Below are 24,701 nucleotides of genomic sequence, written 5' to 3'. Positions count from 1 at the left end.
GCACGATCGTGGCCGTTTCTGCCTTGTCCCCCTCGAAGCAGCCGATCTCCAGCGGGAACCCACCCCGGTCGACCAGCAGGCCGACCACGATCTGCGGGTCCACCCTGCGTTCCTTCGAATAGCCGACCTTGCGCAGCTCGTCCTCCTTCTCGGCCTCGAAGTACAGGGTCGTGACGTCGTACATGATCAGTGAGACATCCCCGGTGCTGACCGCATGCTCGAAGCAGGCCCCGGCGACCAGGTCGCGATACCCGCGCTCCTGCGCGCGGGCCAGGGTGCGCCCCATCGTCTTGTAACTCGCAGCCTCCTGGCCAAGGTCGTCCAGCACCCGAGCGACGTCCAGCAGCGAGGTCGGCTCCACCACCCGGGCGATCACCAGATCGGCGAACACCTCATCCCCGACCACCCCGAACCCCAGCTGGGCGTACACCGCGGCCAAAGCCTCAAACAGCACCCGGCTGTCCGTGCCGACCACCCGGCCGGCAGCGTCCCGACCCCTCGGCGACGCAGTGACGGGCGTGTCGAACAGGGCCGGCTCAGAAGCAGGTCGCACCAGCGACGCCGCCACCGGCGCCGGTCGCACGTCCAACTCCAGGGTGCCCTGAGCGGGGTCTTCGAGCAGTTCCCGAGCCCGTGCCAGCAGCACCCCAAGCTCGGCTTCAGTGTGCGCAGACCCGAGATGCTTAACGATCCGCTGCCGCCCCCGGGCGTACTCGGCGATCTGCACGGCCGTGGCCCCCGACTTCGTCCGCACCCGCCTGATGAACGCCACACCAGGAGGCTAGACGCATCCGATTAGTGCGTGAAACCCCACGTCCAGAAGCAGAACACCGCAGGTCAGCGGCCTCCGGCCACGCGAGGACGCACTACCTGTCCAAACTCAGGCGAACTCTGCGCCGACTTTAGCGCACGCGGCTAATCTCGAATTCAGCACGCGCTTTGGTGTAGCGGGATGCCAAGCGGGTCTGAGCACCGTGCGCGAAGCCCGCTCGAAGCAGCCGACCCTTCACGGGACCGCTAAAGCGTCCCCGGATGTCACCGGCGCCTGTTCTAATGAGGTGAACGGCGGTTCGGCGCGGGGGTAGGTAATGCTGCAGCACATCACAACGGCCTACGGCCTACCGGCCCTGGACCGGCTCCATGCGGTGGTCAGCCAGGTCAAAGCCGAGGACCCCATGGCCCCAGTGCTGGTGCTCGCGCCGAGCAATATCGCGGGCACGGTCGCCCGGCGTCATCTCGCCCGCGAGGGATCGCCCCATGGGCCAGGCATCGCCGGGATCGACATCACCGTCACTACACGGCTGGCCGAACAACTCGCCACCCCGATCCTGGCTCCGCGCCGCCCACTGACCCGCCAAGTCCTCGCAGCAGGATGGCGCCGCGCGCTCGCCACCGACCCCGGCATCTTCGAAGAAACCGCCGACCATCCCGCCACCGTGCAGGCCCTGATACAAGCGCACACCGAACTGCGCGACCTGTCCGAAGTCGAACTCGATCACGTTGCCGCCGCGGGCACGGTGAGCCGTGACCTGGTTCGGCTGCACCGTCAGGTGGTCACCGCCATGGCCCCGCAGTGGTACGACCGCACCGACATCCTCACCACCGCGACAGGCCACATTCCGTTCGACCCGCTCGCCGCCGCGGTGATCGTCTACCTCCCGCAAGACCTCACCGTCGCCGAGCAGTCATTCCTGCACGCTCTCGCCAGGAACAACGAGGTCACGGTGCTCCTCGGCAGCAGCGGGGTGGCACGCGCGGACGAAGGGTCCCACCGACTCATCGCAAGCGGCGCACTCGAACGGCTGGACGCGCCCGTGCCCACCGCCACCGGGATCCTGAACACCTCCGACTCCGACGACGAAGTACGCACCGTGGTGCGCCACGTCCTAGACGACCTCAACAACGCCCAGGCACATCGAATCGCCGTGCTCTACACCGCCGCCGACCCCTACGCCGCCCTGCTTCACGACCACCTGCGCGACGCCGGGGTGCGGATCAACGGCACCGGGTCGCGCCCGATCATCGACCGCGCGCTGTCCCGCGCGGTCCTCGGGCTGCTTGACCTGGCTGCTGATGAGATGCCCCGCGCCGGGTTGTTCCGCACCTTGGCTGACGCCCCGTTCCTTACCTTCACCGGCGGTCGGGTGCCGGTGGCCCGATGGGAACGCATCTCCCGGGAGGCCGGGGTGGTGAGCGGCACCGACTGGCGCACCCGCCTGGACCGCTATATCCAGCAGCAACACACGCGCGCCGACCGGGCCCGCGAGGACGATCGCGACGGTGCAGTGCGGTACGCCACCGCCCAGGCGCAGGCCGCGGCGGACCTGCAGCAGTTCGTGCACCACCTGGCCGGCGAACTCCAGCGCGCCACCCAGATGACCGGCTGGACGGACCTGGCCACCTGGTGCCAGGACCTCATCACCACCTGCTTCGGCGAACCGGGCGACCTGACCGCCCTCCCACCGGAGGAGCAGTACGCCGCAGCCGCCATCCGCACCACGCTGGGCGCCCTGAGCATCCTCGATGACATCGACTCCACCGCCTCCCTGGCGGCCCTGCGCCAAGCCCTGGACGCCGACCTCAGCGAGGCCATCCCCCGCCTGGGCCGCTTCGGCGACGGCGTGCTCGTCGCGCCGCTGTCCCACGCCGTCGGGCTCGACGCCGACGTCGTGTACGTGCTGGGCCTGAGCGAGGACCTCTACCCCGGACGACCCAGCGGGGACTCGCTGCTGCCCGACCCGGTGCGCTCCGCCGTCGGCCCCTTGACCACCCTGCGGGACCGGCAAGGCACCGCCTACCGGCACCTGCTCGCCGCGTTCGCAGCCGCACCGCACGTCGTCGCCTCCTTCCCCCGCGGGGACCTACGGAGTTCCTCCCGCCGCCTACCCAGCCGCTGGCTGCTGGGCACCCTGCGTGAGCTCGCCGGGGACAACACCCTGGCCGCCACCGACTGGGACACGGTCGGGGACCTCGGCGGGGCACTGAGCACCTCCAGTTCCTTCTCCGCCGAACTCCTGCGCGGGCAACGCCTCGCCACCGACCAGGAGTGGCGCACCCGGGCCGCGGCCACCGACCAACTCAACGACGCCGTCGTCCATGCCGCCCAGGAGACCCTGCGCGCCCGGGCCGGTGCCGCGTTCACCCGGTACGACGGCAACCTCACCGCCAGCACAGACCTGCCCGACTATCGCGACGGCCGCCGCCCCATCTCGCCCACCGCCCTGGAGCGGTACGTGTCCTGCCCGCACTCGTTCTTCGTCGAACGAGTGCTGGGGGTGCGCCCGATCGAGCAACCCGAAGACCTCATCACCATCTCCCCGATGGAGGTCGGGAACCTGGTGCACCGCAGTTTCGACGCACTGGCCCGTGAGTTCGCCGATGACCTCCCCGGCTTCGGCGAACCATGGTCCGCGGCCCACCGCTCCCGGCTCATCGAGATCCTGCACGAGCAAGCCGCAGCCATGGAAGCCGACGGGCTCACCGGTCACCCACGGCTGTGGCGCCGCGAACGCGACCAACTCGAGGTGGACATGGCGGCCATGTTGGACGCCGATGATGAACGCCGCGCCGAACGCGCCGCCCGGGTGGCTGCCAGCGAGATGCCCTTCGGGCTCGGCGGCCACGACCCGGTCACCCTGCAGGTGCCCAACGGCAACGTGCTGCTGCTCGGGAGCGCGGACAAGGTGGACCTCGGCCAGGACGGCACGGTCTACGTCACCGACATCAAGACCGGGTCGAGACGATCCTTCGAGGCCATCAAGCCGGACGACCCCCTCGCCGGGGGCACCCGGTTGCAGCTCCCGGTGTACGGGCTCGCCGCCCGCGACCGGTTCGGGAACCCTGATTCGCCGGTGCATGCCGAGTACTGGTTCGTGCGCAAGGAACCCGGTTACGTCGGCATCGAGGTGGACGCCCCGGTGATCGAGGCGCTGGCCTCCACCGTCGATCTGCTCACCGAGTCGATCAGTGCCGGCCTGTTCCCACCACGACCACCCGAGACCCCGGACTTCATGTGGGTGCAGTGCGCTTACTGCAACCCCGATGGCATCGGGCACGCCACCGCGCGCGAACGCTGGGAGCGGCAACGTCACGACCCGGCGCTGGCCCACCTGGTGGCACTGCTGGAACCCGAGGCTCTGGACCAGGAGGACGCATGAGTACCGACCAGGCCGTGGCGCTTCGGGACCAGTCCGTGCGGGACCGGATCACCACCGACACCGCTTCGACCCTGTTCGTCAACGCCGGCGCCGGCTCGGGCAAGACGCGGGCCCTGGTGGACCGCATCGCCACCCTGGTGCTGCACGACGGCGTCTCCATGGCTCACATCGCCGCCGTCACCTTCACCGAGAAGGCCGGTGCGGAACTTCGCGACCGGCTGCGCTCCCGCTTCCAACAGGCCTGGCGCGCCGAACCGATCGACGATGAAACCCAGCTCCACCGTGACCGGGCCGCCGCCGCACTGGACGAACTGGACCGCGCGGCCGTGGGCACCCTGCACTCCTTCGCCCAACGGATCCTCACCGAGCACGCCATCGCCGCCGGGCTGCCGCCGCTGGTGGAGGTCATGGATGAGGTGGCCTCCTCGGTGGCCTTCGAGGACCGGTGGTCCCAGATCCTCACCGAGCTCCTGGACGATGAGTCGATGGAGCCGGCGCTGCTGCTGGGCATGGCCGCAGGCCTGAAGATCGACACGCACATCCCGTCCCTGGCCCGCGCCCTCGGTAACGACTGGGACCTGATCGCCGACCGCATCCTGCCCCACCCACCGGCCCGCGTGGTGGTCCCGGACACCTCCGGCGTGCGACGACAAGCCATCGACGTACTTGACCTTGCCGAACACTGCACCGACGCCGAAGACAACCTATTCAAGCGGTTTCCGGTGCTCACTTCCGCCACCCACGCCCTGCGCACAGCCCGCGACGACGCTGCCCAGGTGGCTGCGCTGCAGCAACTCGCCGGCCTGAAGTTCGGCCCACGCACCGGAAACAGCCGCAACTGGTCCTGCGATATCAACGAAGTCCGCGCCGCTGGCACCGCCTTGGTCGAGGACGCTCAGCGGGCGATCGCCAAGGTGCTGGACCGGTGCCTGCGGGCGGTGACCTACTGGACGGCCGAACGGGTGCTGGCCGCCGCGATGGAACGCCGGCGCGATGGCCGTCTGGAGTTCCACGACCTGCTCGTGCTCACCCGGGACCTGTTGCGCCACAACCCCGAGGTACGCGCCGCGCTGCACCGCACCTACCAGCGGCTGCTGCTCGATGAGTTCCAGGACACCGACCCGATCCAGATCGAACTCGCCGTTCGCATCGCCGGCGGCGAGCAGGCTTCCGAACCGGACTGGCAAGGCGTGCACGTCCCAGAGGGGCGGTTGTTCGTGGTCGGCGACGCCAAACAGTCGATCTACCGGTTCCGCCGCGCGGACATCAACATGTACCTCAACGCCCAGGAACACCTGGGCACCGCGGTGTCCTTGACCACGAACTTCCGTACCCTCGACCCGATCCTGACCTGGGTGAACCACGTGTTCTCCCAACTGATCTCCGCCGAAGAGGGTCGGCAACCGGAGTACCAACCCCTGGACTCCTACCGCATCCAGGGCCCACCCTCCGGGCCGGCGGTCACCGTGCTGGGCGCCGCGGGTCACGACGCCGACGCGCAACCGGAAGGGAAATTGACCGCCGAGCGGTTGCGCATCCTGGAGGCCGACGACGTCGCAGAATCCATCCGCCTCATGCTCACCGAGGGGTGGCAGGTACAGCAGGGCGATCAGTGGCGGGCCGTGCGCCCGGCCGACATCGCCGTCCTGGTGCCGGCCCGCACCTCACTGTCCTATCTGGAGGCAGCCCTGACCCACGCGGGGGTGCCCTACCGGGCCGAGGCCAGTTCGCTGGTGTACCAGGCCGCTGAGATCCGGGCCCTGATGGCGTGCGCGCGGGCGATCGCGGACTTCAGCGACGAGTTGTCCCTGGTCACCGCGCTGCGCTCGACGTTGTTCGGCTGCGGCGACGATGACCTGTGGGAATGGCGCCGGCACGGCGGCAGGTTCACCTTGCGGTGGCAGTCCGATGAGCAACTGCCGGAACCGGTGCGCACCGGTCCGGTAGCCACGGGTCTGGAGGCGCTGCGTTCGCTGGCCCGGCAGGCCCGGTGGTCCACTCCGAGCCAGGTGCTGGAGGCGATCGTCGCCGAGCGGCGCATGTTCGAGGTGGCCGCCACCGGTCTGGACCGGCGGGATGTGTGGCGCCGGCTGCGGTTCGTGGTGGACCAGGCCCGGGCGTGGTCACAGGTCACCCGGGGCGGGTTGCGCTCCTACCTGGCGTGGGCCGCACACCAGGGTGACGAATCCTCCCGGGTCAGCGAATCGGTGCTGCCCGAAACCGACGTCGATGCGGTGCACATCTCCACCATCCACGCCTCCAAGGGCCTGGAGTATCCCGTGGTCATCATGTCCGGGATGACCTCGCAGCCGCGGACCAACCGCGGACTGCAGCTCCTCTGGCCCGCCGAGGGCGGGTACGAGGTGCGCATCACATCACGCCTGCAAACCTCCGACTTCACCGATGCGCTGCCCGTCGATGAGCAAATGGACACTGCCGAGCGGATGCGGTTGCTCTACGTCGGGGCCACCCGGGCGCGGGACCATCTGGTGGTGTCCCTGCACCGGGACCGTGGTTCGAAGTCGCAGACCGCGGCGAAGGTCATCGCTGCGGCCGAGGGTGCTGCGAACGCGGAGCGGTTGGAGGACCTACCCGTTTCGCAGTCCCTGGCACTCGGCCGCGTGGAGACCGAGGTGGTGCCGGCACCGACGTGGCAGGAGTGGGTCGCCGCGCGGGATCGGGCACGCGACAGCGCGAACCGTGACGCGGCCATGGTGGCCTCGGGGCTGGAGGGGACCGAGCCCACCGTGGTGCTGACCGATGCGGACCCGGGCTCCCACAAGGCCCAGCGGGACCTGGTGCTGCCGCCGTGGTCCAAGGGACGGTACGGCTCGGCGATCGGCCGGGCCGTGCACGGGGTGCTGCAAAGCGTGGACCTGGGCGCAGGGCAGGTTCCGGACGCGGCGGTCGATGCCCAGTGCGTGGCCGAGGGCGTCACTGAGCACCAGGAACTGGTCGCTGCCCTCGTGAAGTCAGCGGTGCAGTCCGAGGTGGTGCGCGAAGCCGCCACCCGCCGTCACTGGCGAGAGACGTACGTGGGCACCACCCAGGAGGACGGCACGATCCTGGAAGGCTACGTGGACCTGGTCTACGACGACGGCAGTGGGGGCCTCGTCATCGTGGACTATAAGACCGACGCGGTCCCTGCGGCCGCGATCGAGTCCCGCATCGCCTACTACCAACCGCAGATGCAGGCCTACGCCACGTGCCTGTCCCGGGCTACCGGCCGGCGCGTGCGCTGCGTACTTCTGTTCCTGCACCCCGAGGGGGCGGTGGCGCGCGAGGTGCCTGTGCAGTAGGGCTGTGCCGGGACCGGGGTCCTCGGCACACCGTTGTCCTTCCCTTTGTTCCCCCCTGGTCGTCGTGGGCTCGGCCTGATCCCTGCTGCTCCGGACTCTTTCGCACCGCCCATCCCGCTGGTAGCCTCGGTCGCCTGGAACCTGAGGGGTTCCTCGGCCACCTGATGGCCGCCGTCAAGCCCTCGTGCCCCCCGCTAGCGGGTGCTCAGCCGGTGCCCCTGTCGGGCGACGAGGCGCATCTGCAGGAGTTGTTCGCCGACCGGGTCACCAACGTACGTACCCGCAAGGAGTACCTGCCCGTCCACAAGTCGCCGGGATGAGTTCCGGGACTTCTTCAAGACCTACTACGGCCCGATCATCGGTGCCGACAAAGCCCACGCCGACGACGACGGGGCAACGCTGGCCTTGACCGTGACCTGGCCAGGGGATCCGCCGCCGTGACCTCGGCGGCGGCAGAGCGCATGGGGACTACGTGCGTTTCATCTCGCAGGTCACGGGATAGGGAAATCACCATGAAGTTCACACAGATCATCGAAGTCGACGGTGCAGACGAGCAGGCTCTGCGCGATCACATCGCCACGTGGGACGCCGAGGAGTCCGAGCGGGCTCCCGGCTACCTCGGCGCCCGGTTGTTCATCGACGCCGACCGTTCCGGCCGCCACGTCCTGGCGGTGGACTTTGCCTCGCTGGAGCAGGCCGAGGAGAACAACGCCCGCGAGGTCACCGCCGGCTTCGCCGCCAAGTTGCGCAGCCTGGCCGACGAAGAGCCGGTCTATCGCAACTTGCATCAGGTCTACTCCACCTGACCGGGCACGGGGCAGGCTCGGCACGCCCACGGGGGCGGCGTGCCCACCAGGAGAATGAGACCCCCCGGGGCGCCGTTCTGCGGGCCTTTGGACCCACGCCAGCCGGCTCGAGCCGTGATTCGATGGGGTATGGCCCACAGCCCGTTGAGCCTGCAGGTGGAAACGGTCGCAGCGATGCTCAACTGCGAGTTCACCGACCACCCGGTCTATGACGGCCTGGAACTTCAGTGGTTCGACGACGAGGCCCACGGCACCGGAATGCTGGCGTTCCTGTCCCGGCGGGCCGACCGGCGGGTGGACTACTACTTCGACCCCGCCTTGCGGCTCGACCGCAGCAGGTACCACCTCGGCGGGGGCACCGGCGCGTGGCAGTCCACTCCCTTCGACGTCGCGCAGTTGCGGGTAGCCCCGGACGGTGTGCTGGCCCGCGCGAGTCTCACCGACGTCGACGGACGCCAGATCGAGGTACACGTTGATGACCGGGATGGAAAGCCCCGGCGCCGCGCCGGCCTGCTGGCGCCCGTCAGCGCTGCGATCGCCGAGCCGGAGTCGCTGCTGCTGGTGTGGATGCCGGCCTTCGACCTGGTCCACCGCACGCGCACGGCGCCGGTGCTGCGAATCGACGGTGAACAGGCGGCTATCGGGCGGTTGCCTGGAGCCGGGTTGCACCGGCGGTTGCTGATCAAGTACGCCGCACCGTTGCTCGCAACCACCCTGGGCCGCGCACACGAGGGCGCGCTGCAGGACCTGCCGGTCGTCAACGCCGGCGCCGATGGGACCGCTGTGCTCACCTCCCGCGCCGCAGGACACGCCGCGCACCTCGTCCTGGACCCCGCGATGCCGGACCTGACCGCGATCGCTCCCGGCACCCGGGAGCAGGGCAGGTGGCATGTGCGGGTCGACGACGTGCGCCTCACCGGGGGATCCTGGTCGTTGAGGCGGGACGACGGCGAGGTCACCGCGGACCTGGACGTCACCGAGCGGTGGCGTCCGGGGAAGTTGCCACTCCTGATGCGCCTGGTCACCACGGTGATGCCGGTGTTCCGACGCTGGCCCACCAGTTACCGCTGGCGCGGCGTGGTCACGTCGGGGACGATTCCCATGCTGCACAGTGTGTGGGAACGCACCGGCACCGGCGGGGTGGAGACGTACGTGCGCCGCACGGGGGGTGGATGAGGGTGTGACCGCCCGTCACCGTACCTGTCGTGGAGAGACTGCCGGCTGCGGGGTCAGTTGGGGCTCGCGGCCGGGATATCGGTCTTGGGAAAGTCCTCGCCTTTGAAGAGCAGCGGAGCATCATGGACGCGGGCGGTGGCGTAGGCGAGGCAGTCGCCGTAGTTCAGAGCGGCCGGGTGGCGGCCCTTTCCAAACCTTCGCCATGCCTCCAGGGCAGCCTGGGCGTGGGCAAGGTCGAAGGGCACGACCTCATCGATCGCACCTGCGATGAGCAGATCGAGGTCGCGTGTGGCGTCGGGACCTTGCCGGGCCTCGACGACGATCGAGGACTCGACCAACGTCGCTGAGTTGAGGATCGCGGGCTTGCGCTGAAGAGCGTGGAGCATTGTCTCGGCCTCGGGTTCGCCGAGAACGATCGCGACGAGGGCCGAGGAATCGACCGCGATCACGCGGGTAGCCCAGCGGCGTCGTAACCGAGGATTTCGTCCTCCGTGCGATCGTCCATGTTCCGCCTGGCCCGGCCGCGATTGATGATCTCGGAGAGGTCGTGGCCCTTGGACGGTTGCCGTCGGACCCGCTCGAGGCGTTCCTGGAGGGCTTGTCGGGTAGCGACCGTGATGGACTCGCCGGTGGCCGCGGACAACTCGCGAGCCAGCCGGTCTGTTTCTGGGTCCTTGATGTTCAGGGCCATAGGGCACTCTATCAGGAAGATGTCTATATAGCGTTCTTCCTCGCGGCTATGGCTGCAGCCGGGCGGCTTGGCGGGTGAGGTGATCGCGCTCGGGGATGCTGCTCGCAGCCTGAGCCGCCTCCAGGTAGAGAGTGCGGGCTTGCTCGGAGTTCCCGGCACGTTCGTGGAGGTAGGCGCGCACGGCGGCCAGTCGTGGGACATCCTGCCGGACGGCTTCAGCAGCGCGTAGGCCGGTGAGTGGACCGTCGACCTGACCGAGCGCGACCGCCCGGTTGAGTGCCACGACAGGGCTGTCGGTGAGGGTTGTGAGTTCGTCGTACCACTGCAGGATCTGGGGCCAGTCGGTCTCCTCGGCCGATCGGGCGTCGGCGTGCAGCGCGGCGATCGCGGCCTGCGCCTGGTACTCCCCGAGCCGGTCCTTCGCCAGCGCGTGCTGCAGGATCCGCACGCCTTCGGCGATGAGGGTGGTGTTCCAGGCTGAGCGGTCCTGCTGTGCCAACGGGATGAGGTCACCGCTGTCGGTATGACGGGTAGCCCGGCGGGCGTGGTGGATCAGCATCAGCGCCAGCAGGCCGGCAACCTCCGGCTCCTCGCTCGCGGCGGCGGCCTGTCGCGTCAGACGGATGGCCTCGGCAGCCAGGTCCACCTGCCCGTCATAGCCTTCGTTGAAGATCAGGTAGAGCACCTTCAACACGGTGCCCAGGTCACCGGGTTCATTCAGTCGCTTCCCCCGCAGGGCGGCCTTGGCACGGCTGATCCGTTGGGCCATGGTGGCCTCCGGCACCAGGTAGGCCCGGGCGATCTGCGCCGTGGTCAGCCCCGCCACCGCACGCAGCGTCAGCGCCACCGCCGAGGCCGGGGTGAGCACCGGGTGGGCGGCCAGGAACAACAGCAGCAAGGTGTCATCGGCCTGCTGCGCCGGTCCCGGCGCGGGTGTGACGTGCTCGCGCTCCTCCCGGCGGGCACGGGCGGCGTCGGCGCGCACCGCGTCGGTGTACTTGCGCCAGGCGACGGTGACCAGCCACCCCCGGGGTTTCTCCGGGTGGGCGGCCGGCCACCGTCGCACCGCCTCGAGCAGTGCCTCCTGGACGGCGTCCTCGGCGGAGGCGAAGTCAGCGCCGCGGCGCACCAGCACCCCCAGCGCGTGGGGACCCAGCTCGTGCAGGCGAGCGCCGTCGTCGTCGATCATCGCGCTACTGCGCCGCGGACATCCAGGTCTCCACGTCGCTGGCCTGCTGGGTCAGGAACGGGCGCACCTCGATCCACTCCTGCAGCGGCCTGCCACCCGGTCCCGGCGCGGAAGAGAGGAACGCCGCCGCCTCGTGGGCACGCTCCTGCGATTCCACGTCGATGATCATCCACCCGGCGATGAGATCCTTGGTCTCCGCGAACGGGCCGTCGGTCACCGGGGCCTTGCCCTGGGCGTCAAAGCGCACGAAGGTGCCCTGAGGGGACAGCGCCTGGGAATCGACGAACTCCCCGCGTTCGGTGAGCACCTGAGCCACGTGGTCCATGAACGCCACGTGATCGGTGATCTCCTGCTCGCTCCACTGATCCATCGGCACCGCGGGTGCAGTGGGCTCCGGTCCGCCCCGGTAGTGCTTGAGCAACAGATACTTGGCCATGGTCGGCTCCCTCTGTGTCGGTGGCGGCCATTGTGCCGCCCTCACCTGGTAGACGGAACCGGATTGCCGGATTCGACATCGGGGGCTTCCGCGGAAGCATCAGGACGCGGGGCGCAGGTCAGCAGCAGACTTCCAGGTAGGCCTGCAGGTCGGCCAGGGCGGCCCTGATCCCGTCGCGGTCACCGCGATAACGGATGATCTTCCCCTCGCGAACGGAGGTGACCACACCGCCGCGGCGCATCAGGGCCAGGTGCTCCGAAGCCGTGGATTGGCTCACGCCGGCCCGCCCGGCCACCTCTCCGACGGACAACTCCGCGCCGTCGAAGAACAGCAGCATGATGCGCTGCCTGGTGGGGCTGGCGAGCGCCTTGAGGAAGTCGTGCGTGCCGGGCTGGAGCTCCGCGGGCATCGTCTCGGGGTCCGCGCCGGTCGCAACCACTGCCTGTGCCATCTGCTCATTCCTCCTGCTCAGATCGTACCCGAAAACGTATTGACGTTTCGGGAAATGTCGATATGTTGGGCCCATGAGCACACCACAGCAGACAGTCCTGATCATCGGCGGCGGGCAGTCCGGCCTCGCCGCGGCGCGCGCGGCACGGGACCACCACCTTCGCCCGATCGTGCTGGAGGCAGGGGAGCGAGCAGTCGGTTCCTGGCCCCACTACTACAACAGCCTCGCCCTGTTCTCGCCGGCGCAGTTCAGCGGATTCCCCGGATTCGCCTTCCCCGGGGATGGTGATCGCTACCCCACTCGCGATGAGGTGGTCACCTACCTGGAGAACTACGCCGAGAGCCTGGACGTGGAGATCCGTACCAACACCAGGGTGCGCGCGGTCGAGTCCGACGGCGATGGTTTCGCGGTGCACACCACGGGCGGGGACACCCTCGCCGCCCCCGCCCTGGTCGCCGCCAGCGGTTCGTTCGCCAACCCGCATCTGCCGACGTTGCCAGGCTCGGAGACCTTCGCCGGCACCATGGCGCATGTGGCCGACTACCGTGATCCCAGCGAGTACCAGGGAAAGCGGGTGATCGTGGTCGGGGGCGGCAACTCTGCGGTCCAGGTCGCCGTCGAGTTGGCGCGCACGGCCACCGTGACGCTCGCCTCCCGCCAGCCGTTGCAGTTCTGGGAGCAGCGGATCAACGGTCTGGACCTGCACCACGCCCTGGTCGAGACCGGGTTCGACCTGCTGCCGCCGTACTGGTTGGCGCAACTGGTCACCGCCACCCTGGTGATCGACACCGGCGGTTACCAGCAGGCCTTCGCCACCGGGCTCCTGGACCGGCGGCCGATGTTCACCCGGTTCACCGACGACGGCATCGAGTGGTCCGACGGCAGCCGTGAGCAGGTCGACGCGGTGCTGTTCGCCACCGGCTACCGCCCTGCGCTGGAGTACCTGCGGCCCCTGGGCGCGCTGGACCAGACCGGCGCCCCGCTGCACGCTGGCGGGTTGTCCATGACCCACATGGGGCTGGCCTACCTGGGCCTGGAGTTCCAGCGCTCCTTCTCCTCCAACACCCTGCGCGGGGTGCACCGCGACGCCGAGCACGTGATGGCGCCGCTGGCCGCGCACATCCGAGGATCCTGGAAGGCGACCGCGGCGCATCAGGTGCGCCCGAGCATGTCCGCGGCGTGAGTCCGGCAGCATCCGGCGCCGGAGCTACGGCAGCATCCGGCGCCGGAGCTACGGCGTCACCTGGGGTGGTGCACGGACGACGGCGAGTGCTGAGTGTGCTGTGCGGCACCCAGATCGTCAGTTGGGGGGTGCTCTACTACGCCTTCCCGGTGCTGGCCACCGGCATCGCCGCCGGGACCGGATGGTCGACGACGGCGATCACCGGCGCCTTCTCCGCCGGCCTTCTGATCTCGGCCGGCGTGGGGATCCCGCTCGGTCGCCGGCTGGACGTCAGCGGGCCGCGCCGGATCATGGCCGGTGGTTCGGTGCTGGCCGTCGCCGCGCTCGTGCTGATCGCGCTGGCGCCGAACCAGGTCGCCTTCGCCGGCGGGTGGCTGGTCGCGGGCGTCGCGATGGCCGGGGTGCTCTACCCACCGGCCTTCACCGCGATCGCCCGCTGGTACGGGCCCGACCGTGTCCGCGCCCTGACCATCCTGACCTTGGCGGGCGGGCTGGCCAGCACGGTGTTCGCGCCATTGACCGCCGCACTGCAGGAACACCTGACCTGGCGGGGCGTCTACCTCACCCTGGCGGTCATCCTGCTGGTGGTGACCGTGCCGGCCCACTGGTGGGGTCTGCGCGCCCCGTGGCCGGCCCCGGATACCCCGCCGGGCCGGGAGAGCGTCGACGCTGCGGGGACGGACTCCCCCGCCCGCATCGTGGGTAGCCCGCGCTTCGTCGCCGTCGTCACCGCCCTGGTCCTTGCCGGGCTCGCGGCGTTCGCAGCCCTGATCAACCTCGTGCCACTGCTGCTCGAGCGGGGGATGGATGCCCGTTCCGCTGCCCTGGCGCTGGGTCTGGGCGGCGCAGGGCAGGTGGTGGGGCGCCTTGCCTATCCCGCACTGTCCGCCCGCGTCGGCGTGCGCGCCCGAACGGTGGCGATCCTCCTCGCCGTCGCGCTGAGCATCGCGGCCCTCGGTGTGTTCAGCTCGCCCACGGCGCTGATCCTCTCAGCCGTCGGTGCCGGGGTCGCCAGAGGACTGTTCACCCTCGTCCACGCCACCGCCGTCAGCGACCGGTGGGGCGCCGCCCACTACGGCCGGCTGACGGGCGTGCTCTCCGCGCCCATCACGGTGACCGTGGCGCTCGCCCCCTGGGCCGGGACGGTGCTGGCCGATCTGCTCGGAAACTACGCCGCGGCGTTCGGTGTGATGGGCGTGCTCAGCCTGATCGGCGCCCTGGTCGCCGCGCTGCTCGATCGCGGGCCCGGGCCGCCCCTCGGTATCACGACCGCGAGCAGTTGACGCTCCCGCGGGAGCGCCGTGTCAGCGTTACCGTTAGGCCATGCGAACGCTCGGGAACGTGCTGTGGTTCATCCTGGCCGGCTGGTGGCTGGCGCTGGCGTACGTGATCGCGGGGGTGATCGCGTGCGTCCTGATCATCACCATCCCCTTCGGCATCGCCTCCTTCCGGCTGGCGAGTTACGTGCTGTGGCCGTTCGGGCGCCGCACCGAGTTCCGGGCCGACTTCGGGGTCCTGGCCGTGATCGGCAACATCCTCTGGATCGTGCTGCTGGGCTGGGAGCTGGCGATCGGTCACCTGATCGCCGGGTTGTTGCTGTGCCTGACCATCGTGGGCATCCCGTTCGGGATCGCGTGCTGGAAGATGGTGCCGTTGGCGTTCTTGCCGCTGGGTCAGCGGATCGTCCCGGTTCGCTCGCGCGGGGAGGACCCCTTCGCCGCGGCGCCCGGGCACCCCTGACCAGGGTTTCGGCGGACTGCCGGCAGGTGCCGGTCGCCGTCGTCGGTGGTGAGAAGTCAGTGCACGGCGGCGTGCGGTGCCCGGGCCCTCACCCGCGGGCGATGGTGCGGTCGGTGGTCACCTGCTCGTCCAGCGGTGTGGAGCGGGCGCGCCCGATGAGGACGAAGGCGGCGATGGCCGCGAACGTGGCGGCAAGCCCGGCCAGGACGCTGCCGGTCAGTGCCAGCACCGCGTAACCGGCCAGGGCCGCGACCCCTGCGGCGATCGCATAGGGCACCTGGGTCACCACGTGGGTGATGACGTTGGCGCCGGCCCCGGTCGAGGATAGGATCGTGGTGTCCGAGATCGGGGAGACGTGATCACCCAGCACCGCCCCGGCCAGCACCGCACCGAAGGCCGGCAGCAACAGCTCCGGCTGGTTCACCGAGGTCATGATCGCCCCGGCGATCGGCAGCAGCAGGCCGAACGAACCCCAGGACGTGCCCGTGGCGAACGCGATCAAGGAGGCGACGACGAACATCACCGGGATCAGCCAGGCCGGGGGCATGTCGGCTCGCTCGACCAGGTCGCCGAGATACTCACCGGTGCCCAGCGCCCCGATCAGGTCACCGAGGGTCCAGGCCAGGAGCAGGATCGCGATGGCCGGCAGCATCGACTTGATGCCCTCGAGCCACCCGCGACCGAATTCGGACGCGGAGAAGTCCGGGTTCCTCGAGGTGTTGCGGAAGTAGTAGTAGAGCGCGAAGGCCAGCCCGATGAGTCCGCCGAGCACCAGCGCGGCCGAGGCGTCGGTGTCGGCCAGGATCGCCACCCAGTCCCAGGTGCCGGCGGCGCGGTAGCCGGTGAGGGTCAGCCCGGCGAACACTCCCAGGACCAGGGCCAGGAACGGAACGACCAGCGCCCGCCGCACGCCGGGGTAGTGCACCGGCAGGTCCTCGGCCAGTTCACCGGGGATCGTGGCGCCGTCGGCGTAGACCTTTCCCTCGGTCAGCGCGCGGCGTTCCTCCTTGCGCATCGGCCCCACGTCCAGGCGGAGCAGAACGATCACCCAGACCAGCACGACGGCGGCGATCGCGTAGAAGTTCGCGGCCGCGGCGCGCAGGAACGCCTCCAGGCTGCCCATGGTCAGAGCGGAGGCGGCCACCAGCGGGGCGATCAGACCCATGATGTAGGCGCCCCAGCTGGAGAACGGCGCCAGTACCGCCACCGGCGCTGAGGTGGAGTCCACGATGTAGGCGAGTTTCGCCCGGGAGACCCGGTGCTTGTCCGTCACCGGGCGGCTGACCTGGCCCACCGCCAGGGCATTGAAGTAGTCGTCGATGAAGATGATCAGCCCGAGCACCGCCGGCACCCCTTGGGCTCCGCGCCGGCTCGTGACCCGGGTGATCGCCCAGTCCGCCAGTGCGCGGGTGCCGCCGGACATCATGATGAACGCGGCGATCGCCCCGAGCAGCAACAGGAAGATGAGGATGTAGACGTACCAGGTGTTGACCGCGCCCTCGTCCCAGAAGATCACCGCGAATGACGACCAGACCTCGCGCAACGTGGCGAGCGGGTCGAACTCGGCGATCAGGATCGCGGCGGCGAGCACGCCCAGGCCCAGGCTGATCAGCACCTTCCTGGTGGCGATCGCCAGGCCGATGGCCAGCAACGGGGGGATGAGCGTCAGGATCGGATAGTTCTCGGTCATCATCGTCCGCCTTCCGGTGAGCGCGATAGTAGTACCGCGAGGGCGGACGCGGGAGGGGATGGGCCGGGGCTGTCCCGATCGTTACTCGCCGGTGCGCCCGTCCACGGCCTCGCGGAGCAGGTCGGCATGACCGTTGTGGCGGGCGTACTCCTCCACCATGTGCACCAGGACCCACCGCAGGCTCACGGCGCCACCATCGGCAAAAGGACGCTTCGCTACCTGGGCGAGGTCGCCGTCGTCGGCCATCAGTTCGGTGACCAGGTCCCGGGACCGCTGAACCGCCTCCCGCCACAGCCGGTGCAGTTCCTGCGGGCTGTCCCGGACGGCGGAGTGCCAGTCCCAGTCCGGGTCGGCGTCCCAGTCGGCGGTATCCCACGGCGGTGCGGGCTCGCGACCGGCCATGCGATAGCCGAACCAGAAGTCCTCTACGAAAGCCAGGTGCTTGAGCATCCCGCCCAGCGTCATCGTGGAGGAACCGATGGTGGTGTTCAGCCCGGCTGCGTCCAGCCCGTCGCACTTCCAGGCCAGCGTGGCCCGGTGGAACTCCAGGAACCCCAGCAGCGTTCCCGCCTCATCGGTGTTCATCGGCGGTTCGGGGCGGCCCTGCTCATCGACGGCGGTCATGAACGTGAGCGTAGGGGAGGGAGGGTGCGCGGCCCAGGGTTTTCCCGGGCGCCGGTGCTTGCCCGCCCGCTAGCCGATCGGGGCGAGGTGGATGCCCAGGTCGGTGCGGCCGGGCAGCAGATCGGGGCGCAGGGCCCGGGTGCCGTGGTAGTCGCCCTCGTGCAGCGTCCGGAATCGCCGGGCCGGCTCCTCTGCGACCGTGCGCATCCGTGCGCGCAGCCGCTGCACCTCCCGCTCCACTTCGGCATCACCCAGGGTGTCGGCGTCATAGACCACGTGCAGATCCAGCGTTTCGATCCCGACGTACCAGAGGGTCCCGTGGGTGATGGGGAACAGGAGCGAGTCCAGATCGCCGCTGATCCCGCGCGGACCGATCGAGCGTGCGTCCTCCCCGGCGGTCACCACGATGAGCGCTCGGCGTCCGGCCAGGCCCCCGTCACCGTAGCGCCGCGGCACGCCGAGGTCGGGATCGAGGTCACCGTGGGCGAACCCCGCGGTGAGGACGCGGTCGAACCATCCTTTGAGGATCGCCGGGGGGCCGTACCACCACAGCGGGAACTGGATGATGACCATCTCGGCGGCGGCGAGCTTGGCTTGCTCGGCAGCCACATCGGCCGGGGGCTGACCCCGCGTGTACGCCTCGCCGGCCAGCTCGGCGATGTTGCCTGGCTGGTCCGCGAACTCCCCGAGATCGGCCTACTGAGCACGGGGTCGAAACGCTGCCGATGCAGGTCGGAGGTCTGCACCCGATAGCGCTCGGAGAGCGCGTCGACGCCGGCGTGGAAGAGCCGCTCGTTCAACGACCCGGGGCGGGGATGGGCGTACAGCCACAGCGCAGTGCCGGGTTGACCCGGGTGACTGATCGTCATCGGACTGCCGCTGCCGGCTCGTGGTCGGTGACGGCGAGGATGACCCGGGTGAGGACGCTGCGGGCGATCGGCTCCGCCGGCGGGGCTGCCAAGGCCGCCCGGGCGGTTGCGGACTTCGGCTTCGACGCCGCGATCGACTACACCGCCGGGGACGTTGCCGGCCAACTCGGCACCCTCGCACCCGAGGGCATCGACGTCTACATCGACCTCGTGGGTGGTGAGCACCTCGAGGCGGCGCTCGGCGCCCTGCGCCGGAACGGACGCGTCGCGATCGTGGGTGCGATCAGCGGGTACAACGCCACCGGCCCGGTCCGGGGCCCGGCCAACTTCTACCGCACCCTTCCGCGGCGGTTGAGCCTGCGCGGGATGATCGTCAGCGACCACGCGGACCGCACCAGCGAATACGTCGAACGAGCCACGGGGTGGTTGGCCGACGGTTCCCTGCGCGCCGAGAACACCGTGGTGGAGGGACTGGAGAACGCTCCGGCGGCGTTCCTGAGCCTGTTCCGCGGTGCCAATACCGGCAAGCTTCTCGTGCGTCTCGGTGGGTAGAGGCCTGCTCAGCACCCCCGTCGACCTCAGGGCGAGGACGTGAGCCGGCCGTGACCGGGCTGGTCGGTGTGGTTCGCGGCGTAGCGCACCGCCGAGGCCGTGTGCGGGTGGTGCCCCGTGTCCGCCGCGGGCAACTCGAAGGAACTGGGTAGCGGGAAGTACTGCTGGAGGAACTCGCGCAGCAACGGGCCGCTCCCCTCCTCACCGACGCCGGGTGAGTCGTTCAGGCAGAACACATCGAACTGCCGGTCGCGCAACAGTGCCCGGAACCGGCGTGCGGCCCGCGGGTGCGCCAGGTCCAGGTACAGGTAGGCGAGCCGCCCGGGGACCGCCCTGCCCAGGGCGTAGGCGTAGTAGTGGTGCAGCGATGAGGAGATCGACAGGTCATCGGGGTGGCGGAACCTGGAGGCGGCCACTTGGGCGAACATCCCCGGGTGCTCGGCCTCCATCAGTTCCAGCACGGAGCGCAGTTGGGGGTGCGGGGTGTGCTGGAACAGGTGGGTCACCCGGCGCCCGAACACCTCGGCGATCAACGCCCGGTTGTTCTTCGCCGCGCTCATCACCGGTACGTCATCGGCTTGGTGCTCCTGGGCGTCGATGAGTGCGGAGGCCATGAAGAACTTCGCAAGCCCGTTGGCGTGGAAGAACGCGTCCGGGTCCACCGGGCGGCCGAAGAACACGTCGTCGTTCAGGTACAGGTACTGCTCGGCTAGGCCGGAGATGTGGTGCAGTTGCGACTCGATCGCGTGGGAGTTGAACACCGGCAGCACGTCGGGGTCGGTGAAGATCTCCCGGTGGTCCACCACGCGAATCCTCGGGTGGTCGGTATCGAGCCAGGCCGGTGCGTGCCCGGCGGTGACGATGTGCACCCGGCGCACCCACGGGGCGAACATCTCCAGGGAGCGCAAGGAGTAGCGCAACTCATCATGGGAACGGAACCGGGCCGCGTGCGTGGCCGCCTCTTGCGCCTGCTCGGCCACCGGCAGCCCGAGCGCGGCCATGCGCTCGGTGTTCCACTGCGGGTCCGAGCCGTCCACCCAGGTGTAGACCACGTCGATGGGCCGGACCACCGCGAACACGTGCGGCTCCCGACCTACCTCCAGCGCCCCGCGCGCCACTGCCTGCTGCCACTGGGCCGGGTTCAACCGTGAGGTCCAATGCTGCCGGCGCGGGGACACCACAGCGGCCTCGCTCTCCCCCGGAGGCTGGCCGACGTCACCTGGCTGCACGTGCGTCCACACCTGCACGTCCACGCCCACTTGCGCACCCACCAGGGCCCCTGCCGCGCTGGGCTGGTCACGGTACAACCGGAACCTATCGTTGCCGCGCGCGGCTCTGGTGAGTCGGGTCGAGGTGACCCGGCGGCCGCGTGACTCGAGCGGCTCGGCATCCAGGTCGACCACGCGCCACGTGCTGTCCAGGCCCAGGGCGAGGGCGGTGCATGCCGGTGTCAGGTCACTGCTACGGACGACGACGACGGCCCCGCCTGCCCCGGCCGGTACCACGGTGTTGGGTACCCCGGCGATCCGCAGCACCTGCAGGATGTGGGCGCGGCGCACCTCCTGCTCCGCGGCGTGGCTGTACTCCACCGTCCGGGCGGTGTGGGCGAACTCCCGCCCGTCGGTTGTGGCCAGGGAGGCCGGTCCGCGGCTCCTGGTGACGGTCCGGGTGCTGGTGCTCGGGGGGAGCGCGGCGTCGCCGGCGTTCCGCCCGGGCGCCACCTGGCGGCGGGGACGCTTGGCCAGGCTCCGCGACAGCCGCTGCGACCGGCGGGCGAACGCGGTGCGCAGCGGCTTGGGCAGGGCGGTGGCGAGCCGGCTGCGCATCGCGGCGAGGCGGTGCCGGCTCAGGCGATCGCGACTGACGGTATCGGTGTACAGCAGCAGTTCGTTGCCGAGGCCATCGACTGTGTACTTGACCTCGCGGACCTGGGAATCGCCGTCGTCCTCCACCACGACGGTCGGTTCGAATCCAGCCAGTGCTCTTCTGCGTGCAGGCATCGCAGCCACCTTTCTGTTGTGCGCCTGCGGTGAGCGCCGGCCTTGCGGCGCGCTCGAACCAGGGGCGCAATGTGCTCGGTTGGTGCGCGCGGACCGCGGATGACCGAGAAGATCGCGCAGCGACGGGGCCAGATTCCCAGACCACCGGTGCGCGTGGATGTTTCCCATTGTATCGCCTGGTACGAAATCACACGGTGGCGAGGCGTCGGTCCCGTGTGCCTGCACCTGCGCCTAGCTGAGCGGTATGGGCGATGTGGTGTAGACAGAGCCCATGCCACTTGACGGAGAGTACGTCCCCAGTCCCCGCGAACGCGTGCGCGAGCACGTCGAGTTGTATGAGCGCACCGGCGGCGCCGAGGGCGGCACCCTGGGCGGGGTACCGGTGATCATCCTGACCAGCCGCGGCGTCAAGTCCGGCAAGGTCCGCAAGATCCCCCTGATGCGGGTTGAGCACGAGGGCGCCTACGCGGTGGTCGCCTCGATGGGCGGTGCTCCCACCCACCCGCTCTGGTACTACAACCTCAAGGCTCACCCGCATGTGCAACTGCAGGACGGGGCGCACACGTGGGACATGCACGCACGTGAACTCACCGGCGCGGAGAAGCAACAGTGGTGGGACCGTGCCGTGACCACCTTCCCCCCGTATGCGGAGTACCAGGACAAGACCGACCGGGAGATCCCGGTGTTCGTGCTGGAACGCCTCGAGGACCAGTAGGCGCCGGCGTCCTCGTTCGCCCGCTCTCCTCCGAAGGGGGACCAATGGCCCGTGCGGGCGGCACGCCTGGCTGCCACCCTGGAGTTGGAGCCGGTGAGGGCCGCCGGCTGGGACGAGAGGATGTCAGATGAAGGCGTTGCAATACCGCACGATCGGGGCTGCACCGGAGGTCGTGGAGATCGACACCCCTGAACCGGGGCCCGGGCAGGTGCGCCTGAAGGTCACCGCCGCGGGCGTGTGCCACTCCGACGCGTTCGTGATGAGCCTGCCCGAGGAGGCCTACATCTACGGTCTGCCGCTGACCCTGGGACACGAGGGGGCCGGGATCGTGGACAAGCTCGGTGACGGTGTCACCGGTGTGGAACTCGGGGCCGCGATGGCCGTGTACGGGCCGTGGGGGTGCGGACACTGCTACACCTGCGCCCAGGGCAAGGAGAACTACTGCCAGCGGGCCGTCGAACTGGGAATCGCTCCGCCGGGCCTGGGCTCCCCCGGTGCGATGGCCGAGTACATGATCGTCAACAACGCCCGCCACCTGGTGCCGCTGGGTGACCTGGATCCGGTGGCGAACGTCGCCCTGACCGACGCCGGGCTGACGCCGTATCACGCGATCAAGGAGTCCCTGGGCAAACTCACTCCCGGATCGACCGCGGTCGCGATCGGCGCCGGTGGGCTGGGGCACGTGGGCATCCAGATCCTGCGGGCCCTGACCTCCGCCACGGTGGTGGCCCTGGACATCGCCGAGGACAAACTGCAACTGGCCCGCGACGTGGGGGCACACCACACCTTCCTGTCCAACGACGACGCCGTGGAGCAGGTGCGCACCCTGACCGGGGGGCGCGGGGCGGCGGCTGTGTTCGACTTCGTCGGGGTGCAGCCCACCATGGACCTCGGGGCGAAGATGATCGCCATGGAGGGTGACCAGGTGATGGTCGGGGTGGGTAACGGGACGCTCCCGGTCGGTTTCCTGGACCGGCCCTATGAGTCCACGGTGCGCGCCCCCTACTGGGGCTACCGCAGCGAGTTGTTCGAGGTGCTGGATCTGGCCCGGGCAGGGGCGGTCACGGTGGAGACCGAGGTGTTCTCCCTGGACGATGCGCCGAAGGCGTACGAGAAGCTCGACGCAGGGACCCTGCGAGGACGTGCGGTGATCGTGCCCTGAGCGGGCACGCGTCGGGGGTCCGCATAGGCACCTGGCCGGTTGGTGGGCATCAGCCGTCAGCCGGCCAGGTGCAGCACCAGTTCCGACGGGCCGTCCGGCACCACCCGTACCGGGATGCCCCAGTCCTGAGCCGCCAGGTGGCAGGCGGGGGCGAGCACGGCCGGGTCGTCATCACAGGATGCGGCCTTGGCCGTCACCGAAAGCACCGCTCCCTCGGTGCCCTCGGCCAGGGTCAGGTCCCGGTGCAACGTGGTGCCGGTACCGGCACCATCCACCAGCGCACCCGAGTTGGCCGAGACCTCCAACTGGGTGGAGGGGCCGAACCGGTCATCCAACTTTCGCCCCGGCGGGGCGGTGAACCGCACCTGCAGCCGCACCTGGGGTCCCACCTCGGTGACCTCGCGCTGCGTCCGGTAGGCCGCGCCCTGGTGCTGGTCGGCGTGCCCTACCGACTGCCCGAGACCCACTCGGGTGAGCCGGTGCGCGGCCGACTCCACCACGATCACGGCGGCGCCGTCGTCGGTCGGTAGCAGCCCGGAGGGCTCGGCCAGCCCGGTGGCCAGGGTGCCTACCTGCTCGGTGTCCGGGTCGAACACGCGCACCGCCCCGTTGTAGGTGTCGGCGATCGCCACCCGCCCATCGGGCAGCACGGCCACGGCCAGCGGATGCTGGAGCAACGCCTGCCCGGCCGGTCCGTCGCGGTGTCCGAACTCGAACAGGCCCTGCCCGATCGCGGTGTGCACCTCCCCGGCACCCACGTCGAGCCGGCGCACCGCGGAGGTCTCGGCGTCGGCCAGCCAGATCCGCCCGCCGTCGTCGGTGCCGAGCCCGGAGGGCTGGGCGAACCAGGCCTGGCGGAGCGGGCCGTCCACCAGGCCCTCGTTCATGGTGCCGCCCAGGCGGGTCAGGTACCCGTCGCCGGGTTCGAACGTCCACACGGTGTGGTGCCCGGCCATCGCGATCACCACCGCGCCGGCAGCCTCGGACCAGGCCACATCCCAGGGGGAGGACAGTTTGATGCGCCGTGCCGGGCCGTAGTCGGCGGTGGCGGGGGTGGGGTCATCAGGGTCGGGCAGTACGTTGTCCGGGGCGCCGAGCATGAACTGGCCCCCGGTGCCGGCGATCGTGGTGACGTTGCCCGAGTCCAGGTGCACCCCGCGCAGCAGGTGGTTGACCGTATCGGCGACGACGACGTCGTAACCCACCTGCGTCGCGACGTGCGACGGGAGCAGGCACAGCCCGTTGGGTTCGCTGAACTGCGCGACAGCACTGTCGCCGTCGGTGCGTCCGCGCTCGCCGGACCCGAAGACGCGAACCAGGGTTTCGCCGTCGGCCTCGGTTTCGACCAGGCGGTGGTGTCCGGCGTCGGCGATGAGCAGGTTGCCGCTGGGCAGGCGGATCGCCTTGGCGGGGAACTTCAGTAGTTCGGTGCTGGGCTCGGGTGGCACGTAGGGGCCATCTCCGCGGTGCAGGGTGCCGGCGGCTTCGTGCTCGCTGATCAGGCCCTCGATCAGGGCGCGCAGGTTCGGGGCGTGCCCCTCGCCGGCCATGTGGGCCACGATGTAGCCCTCGGGGTCGATCAGCACCAGGGTGGGCCAGGCGCGCGCGGTGTAGGCCTTCCAGGTGCCCAGCTCCGGGTCGTCGAGCACCGGGTGGGCCACGTCGCACCGCTCGATCGCGGCGGCCAGGGCGTCGGGGTCGGCCTCGTGGACGAACTTGGGGGAGTGCACCCCGATGGTGACCAGGACGTCGGCGAAGTCCTCCTCGAGTTCGCGCAGTTCATCGATCACGTGCAGGCAGTTGATGCAGCAGAAGGTCCAGAAGTCCAGCAGCACGATCTTGCCGCGCAGGCTGTGCAGGGACAGGTCGGTGCCGCCGGTGTTCAGCCAGCCGCGGCCGGTGAGTTCGCTGGCGCGAACCTTCGGGAGGCGTTCGGTGGAGGACATCGGTCTAGTGTCGCC

Annotated in this window: 21 protein-coding genes; 10 read left to right on the top strand and 11 right to left on the bottom strand. The window is 69.9% G+C overall.

The genetic code is table 11. The features are described 5' to 3' along the window. Positions 1 to 772: IS1634 family transposase (locus ACO0LV_RS04385; RefSeq protein ID WP_424786649.1), on the bottom strand; the 772-nt coding region annotated here is incomplete at its 3' end. A gap of 316 nt (positions 773 to 1,088) precedes the next feature. Here ACO0LV_RS04385 and ACO0LV_RS04380 point away from each other — a divergent pair. From ACO0LV_RS04380 to ACO0LV_RS04365, 4 genes are all read left to right on the top strand, one after another. Beyond that, positions 1,089 to 4,157, top strand: a complete 3,069-nt coding sequence (locus ACO0LV_RS04380; protein WP_424786648.1) for a PD-(D/E)XK nuclease family protein — start codon at positions 1,089 to 1,091, stop codon at positions 4,155 to 4,157. Continuing rightward, complete coding sequence (locus ACO0LV_RS04375; RefSeq protein ID WP_424786647.1) at positions 4,154 to 7,456, top strand: UvrD-helicase domain-containing protein; 3,303 nt, start codon at positions 4,154 to 4,156, stop codon at positions 7,454 to 7,456. The genes ACO0LV_RS04380 and ACO0LV_RS04375 overlap by 4 nt, the downstream gene beginning before the upstream one ends. Positions 7,457 to 7,968: 512 nt before the next feature. Beyond that, on the top strand, positions 7,969 to 8,262 hold the full coding sequence (locus ACO0LV_RS04370) for a hypothetical protein (protein WP_424786646.1): 294 nt from the start codon (positions 7,969 to 7,971) through the stop codon (positions 8,260 to 8,262). Between the two features lie 156 nt (positions 8,263 to 8,418). Next, positions 8,419 to 9,438 (top strand): hypothetical protein, encoded by a 1,020-nt coding sequence (locus ACO0LV_RS04365; protein ID WP_424786645.1) that lies wholly within the window; start codon positions 8,419 to 8,421, stop codon positions 9,436 to 9,438. 53 nt (positions 9,439 to 9,491) lie between these two features. On the opposite strand, the gene ACO0LV_RS04360 is transcribed toward ACO0LV_RS04365, so the two are convergent. The 5 genes from ACO0LV_RS04360 to ACO0LV_RS04340 all read right to left on the bottom strand — a co-directional run bounded on the left by ACO0LV_RS04360 (position 9,492) and on the right by ACO0LV_RS04340 (position 12,205). Continuing rightward, positions 9,492 to 9,887, bottom strand: a complete 396-nt coding sequence (locus ACO0LV_RS04360) for a type II toxin-antitoxin system VapC family toxin (protein ID WP_424786644.1) — start codon at positions 9,885 to 9,887, stop codon at positions 9,492 to 9,494. Next, positions 9,884 to 10,129 (bottom strand): type II toxin-antitoxin system VapB family antitoxin, encoded by a 246-nt coding sequence (locus ACO0LV_RS04355; RefSeq protein ID WP_424786643.1) that lies wholly within the window; start codon positions 10,127 to 10,129, stop codon positions 9,884 to 9,886. The genes ACO0LV_RS04360 and ACO0LV_RS04355 overlap by 4 nt, the downstream gene beginning before the upstream one ends. A 46-nt stretch (positions 10,130 to 10,175) precedes the next feature. Next, positions 10,176 to 11,318: an RNA polymerase sigma factor gene (locus ACO0LV_RS04350; protein WP_424786642.1), complete on the bottom strand. Its 1,143-nt coding sequence runs from the start codon at positions 11,316 to 11,318 to the stop codon at positions 10,176 to 10,178. Between the two features lie 4 nt (positions 11,319 to 11,322). Continuing rightward, complete coding sequence (locus ACO0LV_RS04345; RefSeq protein ID WP_424786641.1) at positions 11,323 to 11,754, bottom strand: YciI family protein; 432 nt, start codon at positions 11,752 to 11,754, stop codon at positions 11,323 to 11,325. A 118-nt stretch (positions 11,755 to 11,872) separates the two neighbouring features. Further along, entirely contained in the window at positions 11,873 to 12,205 is a 333-nt protein-coding gene (locus tag ACO0LV_RS04340) for an ArsR/SmtB family transcription factor (RefSeq protein ID WP_424786640.1), read from the bottom strand. 73 nt (positions 12,206 to 12,278) lie between these two features. Here ACO0LV_RS04340 and ACO0LV_RS04335 point away from each other — a divergent pair, with 73 nt between their 5' ends. The 3 genes from ACO0LV_RS04335 (at position 12,279) to ACO0LV_RS04325 (ending at position 15,128) form a co-directional block, all read left to right on the top strand. Next, positions 12,279 to 13,388, top strand: a complete 1,110-nt coding sequence (locus ACO0LV_RS04335) for a flavin-containing monooxygenase (protein WP_424786639.1) — start codon at positions 12,279 to 12,281, stop codon at positions 13,386 to 13,388. A gap of 68 nt (positions 13,389 to 13,456) precedes the next feature. Next, complete coding sequence (locus ACO0LV_RS04330) at positions 13,457 to 14,671, top strand: MFS transporter (RefSeq protein ID WP_424786638.1); 1,215 nt, start codon at positions 13,457 to 13,459, stop codon at positions 14,669 to 14,671. A gap of 40 nt (positions 14,672 to 14,711) precedes the next feature. Beyond that, a complete protein-coding gene (locus ACO0LV_RS04325; protein ID WP_424786637.1) occupies positions 14,712 to 15,128 on the top strand; it encodes a YccF domain-containing protein in 417 nt (138 codons plus the stop codon). 88 nt (positions 15,129 to 15,216) lie between these two features. Here ACO0LV_RS04325 and ACO0LV_RS04320 read toward each other — a convergent pair whose 3' ends face one another. From ACO0LV_RS04320 to ACO0LV_RS04310, 3 genes are all read right to left on the bottom strand, one after another. Next, positions 15,217 to 16,818: a Na+/H+ antiporter NhaC family protein gene (locus ACO0LV_RS04320; protein WP_424786636.1), complete on the bottom strand. Its 1,602-nt coding sequence runs from the start codon at positions 16,816 to 16,818 to the stop codon at positions 15,217 to 15,219. Between the two features lie 81 nt (positions 16,819 to 16,899). After that, on the bottom strand, positions 16,900 to 17,442 hold the full coding sequence (locus ACO0LV_RS04315) for a DinB family protein (RefSeq protein WP_424786635.1): 543 nt from the start codon (positions 17,440 to 17,442) through the stop codon (positions 16,900 to 16,902). A gap of 69 nt (positions 17,443 to 17,511) precedes the next feature. Further along, complete coding sequence (locus tag ACO0LV_RS04310) at positions 17,512 to 18,051, bottom strand: NAD(P)H-dependent oxidoreductase (protein ID WP_424786634.1); 540 nt, start codon at positions 18,049 to 18,051, stop codon at positions 17,512 to 17,514. A 308-nt stretch (positions 18,052 to 18,359) separates the two neighbouring features. Here ACO0LV_RS04310 and ACO0LV_RS04305 point away from each other — a divergent pair, with 308 nt between their 5' ends. Then, complete coding sequence (locus tag ACO0LV_RS04305) at positions 18,360 to 18,863, top strand: zinc-binding dehydrogenase (protein WP_424786633.1); 504 nt, start codon at positions 18,360 to 18,362, stop codon at positions 18,861 to 18,863. Positions 18,864 to 18,889: 26 nt separating this feature from the next. On the opposite strand, the gene ACO0LV_RS04300 is transcribed toward ACO0LV_RS04305, so the two are convergent. After that, complete coding sequence (locus ACO0LV_RS04300) at positions 18,890 to 20,863, bottom strand: stealth family protein (RefSeq protein WP_424786632.1); 1,974 nt, start codon at positions 20,861 to 20,863, stop codon at positions 18,890 to 18,892. 271 nt (positions 20,864 to 21,134) lie between these two features. Between ACO0LV_RS04300 and ACO0LV_RS04295 the strand changes: the two genes are divergently transcribed. Next, positions 21,135 to 21,578: a nitroreductase family deazaflavin-dependent oxidoreductase gene (locus ACO0LV_RS04295; protein ID WP_424786631.1), complete on the top strand. Its 444-nt coding sequence runs from the start codon at positions 21,135 to 21,137 to the stop codon at positions 21,576 to 21,578. A gap of 127 nt (positions 21,579 to 21,705) precedes the next feature. After that, the gene (locus ACO0LV_RS04290; protein ID WP_424786630.1) at positions 21,706 to 22,740 is read left to right on the top strand and encodes an NAD(P)-dependent alcohol dehydrogenase; all 1,035 of its coding nucleotides are present in this window, start codon (positions 21,706 to 21,708) and stop codon (positions 22,738 to 22,740) included. Between the two features lie 56 nt (positions 22,741 to 22,796). Here the strand turns inward: ACO0LV_RS04290 and ACO0LV_RS04285 are convergent, their stop codons facing one another. Continuing rightward, positions 22,797 to 24,686, bottom strand: coding sequence for an NHL domain-containing thioredoxin family protein (locus ACO0LV_RS04285; RefSeq protein ID WP_424786629.1), 1,890 nt, complete (start codon positions 24,684 to 24,686; stop codon positions 22,797 to 22,799). Positions 24,687 to 24,701: the final 15 nt, after the last annotated feature.

The organism is Pseudactinotalea sp. Z1739 (assembly GCF_049725055.1).
Classification (GTDB): Bacteria; Actinomycetota; Actinomycetes; order Actinomycetales; family Beutenbergiaceae; genus CALKWS01.
This window is presented reverse-complemented; position numbering and strand designations above follow the sequence as displayed.